Annotated in this window: 9 protein-coding genes; 6 read left to right on the forward strand and 3 right to left on the reverse strand. The window is 41.4% G+C overall.

Features of this window, described 5'->3' with window-relative positions; all coding sequences use genetic code 11:
* Positions 1-144 precede the first annotated feature (144 nt).
* The 6 genes from tyrS to gmk all read left to right on the forward strand — a co-directional run bounded on the left by tyrS (position 145) and on the right by gmk (position 4,411).
* The gene (tyrS, locus tag RMY16_RS14295; protein ID WP_322736901.1) at positions 145-1,335 is read left to right on the forward strand and encodes a tyrosine--tRNA ligase; all 1,191 of its coding nucleotides are present in this window, start codon (positions 145-147) and stop codon (positions 1,333-1,335) included.
* A gap of 21 nt (positions 1,336-1,356) precedes the next feature.
* The gene (gene pyrF / locus RMY16_RS14300; protein WP_322663572.1) at positions 1,357-2,088 is read left to right on the forward strand and encodes an orotidine-5'-phosphate decarboxylase; all 732 of its coding nucleotides are present in this window, start codon (positions 1,357-1,359) and stop codon (positions 2,086-2,088) included.
* Positions 2,085-2,765, forward strand: coding sequence for a hypothetical protein (locus RMY16_RS14305; protein WP_322736897.1), 681 nt, complete (start codon positions 2,085-2,087; stop codon positions 2,763-2,765). Before pyrF ends, RMY16_RS14305 begins: the two co-directional genes overlap by 4 nt.
* A 101-nt stretch (positions 2,766-2,866) precedes the next feature.
* A complete protein-coding gene (locus RMY16_RS33030; protein WP_416211670.1) occupies positions 2,867-2,995 on the forward strand; it encodes a DUF29 family protein in 129 nt (42 codons plus the stop codon).
* A gap of 383 nt (positions 2,996-3,378) precedes the next feature.
* Positions 3,379-3,645, forward strand: coding sequence for an extracellular matrix/biofilm regulator RemA (gene remA / locus RMY16_RS14310; RefSeq protein ID WP_041233849.1), 267 nt, complete (start codon positions 3,379-3,381; stop codon positions 3,643-3,645).
* A 166-nt stretch (positions 3,646-3,811) separates the two neighbouring features.
* Positions 3,812-4,411, forward strand: a complete 600-nt coding sequence (gmk, locus tag RMY16_RS14315) for a guanylate kinase (RefSeq protein WP_322736902.1) — start codon at positions 3,812-3,814, stop codon at positions 4,409-4,411.
* A gap of 66 nt (positions 4,412-4,477) precedes the next feature.
* Here gmk and RMY16_RS14320 read toward each other — a convergent pair whose 3' ends face one another.
* From RMY16_RS14320 to RMY16_RS14330, 3 genes are all read right to left on the reverse strand, one after another.
* On the reverse strand, positions 4,478-4,999 hold the full coding sequence (locus tag RMY16_RS14320; RefSeq protein WP_322663575.1) for a photosystem I reaction center protein subunit XI: 522 nt from the start codon (positions 4,997-4,999) through the stop codon (positions 4,478-4,480).
* A gap of 276 nt (positions 5,000-5,275) precedes the next feature.
* Positions 5,276-5,425, reverse strand: coding sequence for a photosystem I reaction center subunit IX (psaJ, locus tag RMY16_RS14325; protein ID WP_094349471.1), 150 nt, complete (start codon positions 5,423-5,425; stop codon positions 5,276-5,278).
* A gap of 39 nt (positions 5,426-5,464) precedes the next feature.
* The gene (locus RMY16_RS14330; RefSeq protein WP_322663578.1) at positions 5,465-5,959 is read right to left on the reverse strand and encodes a Photosystem I reaction center subunit III; all 495 of its coding nucleotides are present in this window, start codon (positions 5,957-5,959) and stop codon (positions 5,465-5,467) included.
* Positions 5,960-6,259 lie beyond the last annotated feature (300 nt).

The following is a 6,259-nucleotide window of genomic DNA, read 5'->3' on the forward strand; positions in this document are numbered from 1 at the left end:
AACTGTAATTGATTGGGTGAAGCAAGGCGGTTAGTTTTTTGCAATTATAGTAGTTTGGCAGATGAGAAAGTGGATAAATTGCAAGTGTTTATAACCAACTTAACTTCTAGTGTGCAAAATATAGCTAATAATGAATCTCTTGGAATGATGCAAGATTTTGCTTGGTTGCGTCGTGGTGTAGTAGAAGTATTCCCACAATCAGTTGATGTTAACAACGAAAGTCTAGAAAGGCTCTTACTAACTACAAACCAACCTTTAAGGGTAAAATTAGGAATTGACCCTACTGGTACTGATATTCATCTAGGTCATAGCATACCAGTACGAAAACTGCGAGGATTTCAAGATGCAGGTCATACAGCAGTTTTAATTATTGGCGATTTTACAGCACGTATTGGCGATCCAACTGGTAAATCTGAAGTGCGTCGTCAGCTTACAGAAGCAGATGTAGCTCAAAATGCTCAGACTTATCTCGATCAAGTACGTCCTATCTTGGATTTTGACACACCAGGAAGGTTAGAGGTGCGCTATAACTCCGAATGGCTCTCTAAGCTCAACTTAGAGAAAATTTTGGAGTTACTCTCCACGATGACGGTGGGGCAGATGTTAGCGAAGGAAGGATTTGCCGATCGCTATAAAAAAGAGAATCCAATTTTTATCCATGAGTTCCTGTACCCGTTAATGCAAGGTTTTGATTCGGTTGCAGTTGAGGCAGATGTGGAATTAGGTGGCACCGATCAGAAATTTAATATTGCTGTAGGCAGAGATTTGCAGCGCCATTTTGGTCAAAAGCCCCAATTTGGGATGCTGTTGCCAATTTTGATTGGCACGGATGGCGTGCAAAAAATGTCTAAGTCTTTAGGTAATTATATCGGATTGTCAGAACACCCAGGAAAAAAGTATCAAAAGTTACAAGGAATTCCCGATAATCTTCTAGAACAGTATTTTGAACTGTTGACGGATTTACCTTTGGATAATCTGCCAGAAAATCCTCGCGCTCGCCAAACACTTTTAGCATGGGAAGTTGTCAAACAGTACCACGGTGAAACCGCAGCCCAAGAGGCCAAAGAAGCAGCCCAAAGCGGTGGTAAGGAAGGTGCAGTTCCAGAATTCTCTCTAGCTGACGTACAGCAATTTCCTACGAAGTTAGCGTATATACTCAATGTCACTGGCTTGTGCAAAAGTATAGGTGAAGGAAAGCGGAAAATTCAAGAGGGTGGAGTGCGCCTAGATGGCGATCGCATCACTGATGCTGATACCACTTTCGATGCTCCTGGTGAATTACAAGGTAAAGTTTTACAAGTTGGGAAAAATAAGTTTGTGCGCTTAGTGCCTTAAATGGGGAATGGGGAATAGGGAATGGGGAATAGGGAACAGGTAGAACAACGAGTTATTGTGGCTTTGGATGTCCCGGATGAACAAAGTGCGATCGCTCTTATAGATCAGCTACCACAAGTTACTTTCTGGAAAGTCGGTTTAGAGTTGTTTACCAGCACTGGGCCGAAAATTCTGGAAGTGTTAAAGTCTCGGCAAAAGCGCATTTTCTTGGATTTAAAGTTTGATGATATCCCCAATACCGTTGCTGGTGCTTGCCGGAGTGCAGCTAGATATGGAGTGGATTTACTGACAATTCATGCTACTGCTGGTAAAGATGCTTTGAAAGCCGCAACTGAGGCCGCACAGGAAGGGGCTGCAAAAGCAGGTATAGAACCACCAAAGTTAATTGCGATTACTCTGCTAACGAGCATTTCTGCTCGGCAGTTGGCATTTGATTTAAAAATCCCCCTAGAATTGCCAGAATATGCTCTAGAAATGGCCCTGCTGGCTCAAGAATCTGGTTTGGATGGGGTAGTTTGTTCGCCCCAAGAAGTGGCACAGCTACGACAAAGTTGTGGAGATGAGTTTTTGCTAGTTTGTCCGGGGGTTAGACCAACTTGGGCTGATATTGGCGATCAAAAGCGATCGCTCACTCCAGCCCAAGCTATTATTGCCGGTGCAGATTATCTCGTGATCGGTCGTCCCATCACCGCTGCTAGTGAGCCTGAGTTAGCTTGGAAGCGGATTTCTGAGGAGTTAACCACGGTGGCATGAAGCTAAGAGTTCGTGAGACACTCAGAGTGCAGGGTGTAGGGGAGAACAATCTTGCCTCTTCGCTCAATCAGAAAAATTATAGTTGGCTTTTAGCTTGTGGCTTCTGGGTTGTAGTATCAAATAGCTTTACTTACCCAGCCTACTCGATAAACGCCACCCCTAAACCCTCGGCGCTAGCACAAAGGGAAAATGTCAACGGTGGCGAAAGGTCTTTGTGTTCTGAGCAAAATTTAGAAACGTTAACTATACAGCTACTGCAAAAATTACCTAGTTATACCAATCGCGCTAGTCAACGCGCCCGCCGCCTCAGTAGAAGCAGTGAGGTTTACAGTTATATGCTTGTTGCAGGAAAACCTGAGTTTACTCCTCTGCCCCTTAACCTTGAAGAATATAGTGCAGATGCGTCTAAAAGTGCTGCATCAGGAGTTGAGCAAGTTTTCTTTACTACCTTGGAGCGGCAGTACATAGGTAAGAAAGTTGTAGAATTACAACAATTTCACTGGCTGTTATTGACTAAAACTCAAAGTGGTTGGCAACTAATAATGATGTTTTCTCAAGCTGGTTCCTATTCACAACAGCAGCCACTATCTCCACCACGCAATAGTAGTAACGGTACTGTTGCCCAAGGGATTAAAGCATGGTTGCGCGATTGTGAAGCTGGAAGTTTACGTCAATAAAACCTAATTCCCAATCTTCGCCAATTAGAAAAATACTAAGTAATGTCTAAAAATACTCACTCAAATTTTATATAAATTGGTTATAAACTACATTGAAATAATTGCAAGAACGAGATTTAGAGCATTTTAATTGGGATTATTTGATTGACGAGATTGAAAGATTGGGTCATGAACAAAAATATAAGCTCAAAATTTATTTACTTCCTTTGAAATGCTCTTGCGTGGCATAGCCCCTGGTTAAAGATAAGCTAACTTTTTCCAGCATAGCGTAAATAAACCACTAAATTAAAATCAGTAAAATCCTTACACTGTATTCATTTTGAATTTTGTTAACAAGTCCGCAAGTTTCATTATTAATTTTGAATTATCCTTTCGCTACTAGTTATTTTGATGAAGATACATCACCTAATTAGCTTGTATCAGTATGATTTTGCCTGTATCTTTAGGAATATTTTTAGGAAAAATAGCTAATAAATAGCTAAAAGAAACAGACATTATTTAAAAACGCAGATTGGCTTGAATTTAAGCGTTGTAACTCCCGTTTTTTGGCGATAACATGGAAAGAAGTTTATTTCAAGCTTTATCAAACCGCGTTTAGCGTTAGTTTTTTTTTATGGACATTCAGTTAATCAACATCGGCTTTGGTAACATCGTGTCTGCCAACCGAGTAGTTGCCATTGTCAGTCCAGAGTCTGCCCCGATTAAGCGGATTATTACCGATGCACGAGACAGAGGTCAACTGATTGATGCAACTTACGGTCGTCGGACTAGGGCTGTAATTATCACCGATTCCAGCCACGTAATTCTGTCAGCGATTCAGCCGGAAACGGTAGCGAATCGCTTTGTGATTTCCCGCGAGCATCAAACTGTTGATAATTGACTAGCAGTGGCTTTTTCCCACTCCTCTTTGCACCGTATCGGTAGTACCATGTGAATTAGACAATTTTTTTGTCACCCTTACTACAAATTCTTTAGTCATTAGTGGACTAGGCCAGGAACACAAGACTAATGAGTAATATGTATTGATTGATTCACAGGTTGAAGGGATGATGCCAGTTTTACCCATCCAGAGTAGTGCAACTACCGAAGAATGCTTACATTTAGGCAGATTAATTGTTTTAACTGGCCCCAGTGGGGTCGGTAAAGGCACTTTAATGCGATCGCTCCTAGAGCGTCATCCAGAACTCTATTATTCAGTATCCGTGACAACTCGTTCTCCCCGTCCAGGGGAAATCGATGGCAAAAGTTATTACTTTATCAGCCGCAGTAAGTTTGAGCAATTAGTTGCTGAAGGTGAATTTTTAGAATGGGCAGAATTTGCTGGTAACTATTACGGCACCCCCCGTGAAGCTGTACTTAACCAAATTCATGCTGGTAAGTTGGTGGTGCTGGAAATTGAACTAGAAGGGGCAAGACAAATTCGTGTTTCCTTCCCCAGTGCCCTCAGCATTTTTATTTTACCGCCTTCCTTTGATGAATTAGAGAAACGAATACGCTCTCGTGCCCAAGATTCTGAAGAAGCGATCGCCCGTCGTCTGCTCCGTGCCCAAGACGAAATTCAAGCCGCAGATGAATTTGACATTAGAATCGTTAATGACGATTTTGAAACTGCTTTAAATGATATTGAAGCTGTTTTGTTTAAATAAATTAGGAGTTAAAAGTTAGAAGTTATGAATTTAAACTTCTAACTCCTAACTTCTAACTCCTAGTAATTAACCAAATAGACCTTGAATTAGTGCCAAATTACTAGTCAAAAAGTAAGCAACTACTGCACCACCAATACCACCAATCAAGAAAGAACTGCCGAAGTTGTTCCAGCTTTCTTTAGAGTTAAAAGCATCTGCTGGAGGCTTGGGTACGGTAACACTAGGAAGTGCTTTGGGTGGATTACTATTTGCATACAGCGATAGAGCGCCTGTGAGAACTACAACCAAGCCAATGGCTGACAGTAACCCAGCTAAGTTAGCATTATCTGTGTCCCGCAGTGGGCCTAATTTGGCAAAGGGGCCAAATAGCCAGTAACCATGAGCCATACCAACTTCTAAACCGCGTCTAGCAGGAGCCAGACCTGGGCGATAAGCAGGTAAATTATTAATAAACCCTTTGATCAACGGAGAAGAATTAACCGGGGTTTCCAGGTTGCCTATCTGTGGATCGCCAAATGCGGGAAAAACAACTTCCCGATTTCTAGGATCGCTGGGAAGATTCTTTGATGCATCTACTGCTTGTGCCATATTTTATGTTCGCCTCTAAATTAAAATGGTGGCATTTTTATATTAATAATAATTGTCGCTAAAGATGTCTTTTTACTAGGAAGTTTAGAAAAATTAATTTAGCTTATTTTAAAACCGTGAAACTCGCGATCTGTAAACAGTATCACGAGTTTCAAAAAACTATTTTTGCTGTCTATTTTGGTGATAATTCTGCCTAACTAAGCTGAATACATCAACTACACAATATTAAGCAAAAAATAAGCCATTGATTCAACTGTCCTAAATCCTATTTAACACTTATGGTAGTGGGTGGAAAAGTAGGTCGGGGAAAAAGCGGTTGAATTCAATCAAGATACCTGCTGTGATGAACAGCCATATCGTAGCGGCCACGGGCGCTGTGGAAATAAATTTAATCAAATAAGCTGATTGGTCGCCTTTGTCTGCCATGAATTTAGTCTCCAAAACAAATGAATTAGTTAAGCTGATTTAGCGTGGGGAAATAGGGATTTCTGTATCCTTGGCTGCTAATTTGTCAGAAAGAAGTTCTTGGATTGCTGCTACTGGCCAAGTAAAACCTGACGCTATTATGGGTAGTGCCAAACCAATATCGATTTGGATTTCTTTTTGTTCAGTATTCGGGTCTTTTTTGACTGCTTGCAGATAGGCACGACCTACCCAGCCAATCCAACCAGCAATATATAGAAACAGAATGCTGGGGATCAAAAAGTCACCAGCATGATCTAGACGACCATCAACAATCAAGTGGGGATAGCCCTCAGGGCCACACAGTTCTTGAGAATAACGCTCAAATCGCTTTATCCCTGATTGGGGGTCAGCGGTGGTATTACGGGCATTAGCTGCTAGCTGTTGAAAAGCGGGATTGTCTTTGCATGGTGTCAAATTAGCCCCTAAAGCTTGTGCTGGGGGGGCAAAGTTGAACCAAAGACTAATCGCTAACATCAAAGCAAACAATCGTCGCATAGAGTTGTTTCCTTTTATTACAAAACAAAAAGTTCTTTGTACAAAACGAAGCGGCTTGTACAGTTGTTTATTTACATAACTAGGAAGTCATCATACTCTTGGGTGGGAACCGAGTAAAGTTTAAGTAAATAAAAGTTAAAGCTTCTCAACCAAAATTAGTGCTGAGTGCTGAGTTCCGAGTGCTGAGTATAAGAATTGTTGTTGTAGGGTAGTAAAGAAGCAAGATTTTTTCTCTACTATTCAGGACTCAGCACTCAGCACTCAGCACTCAGCACTCAGCACTCAGCACTCAGCACTCAG

The sequence above is a fragment of the Nostoc sp. DedQUE12b genome (assembly GCF_034530835.1).
Classification (GTDB): domain Bacteria; phylum Cyanobacteriota; class Cyanobacteriia; order Cyanobacteriales; family Nostocaceae; genus Nostoc.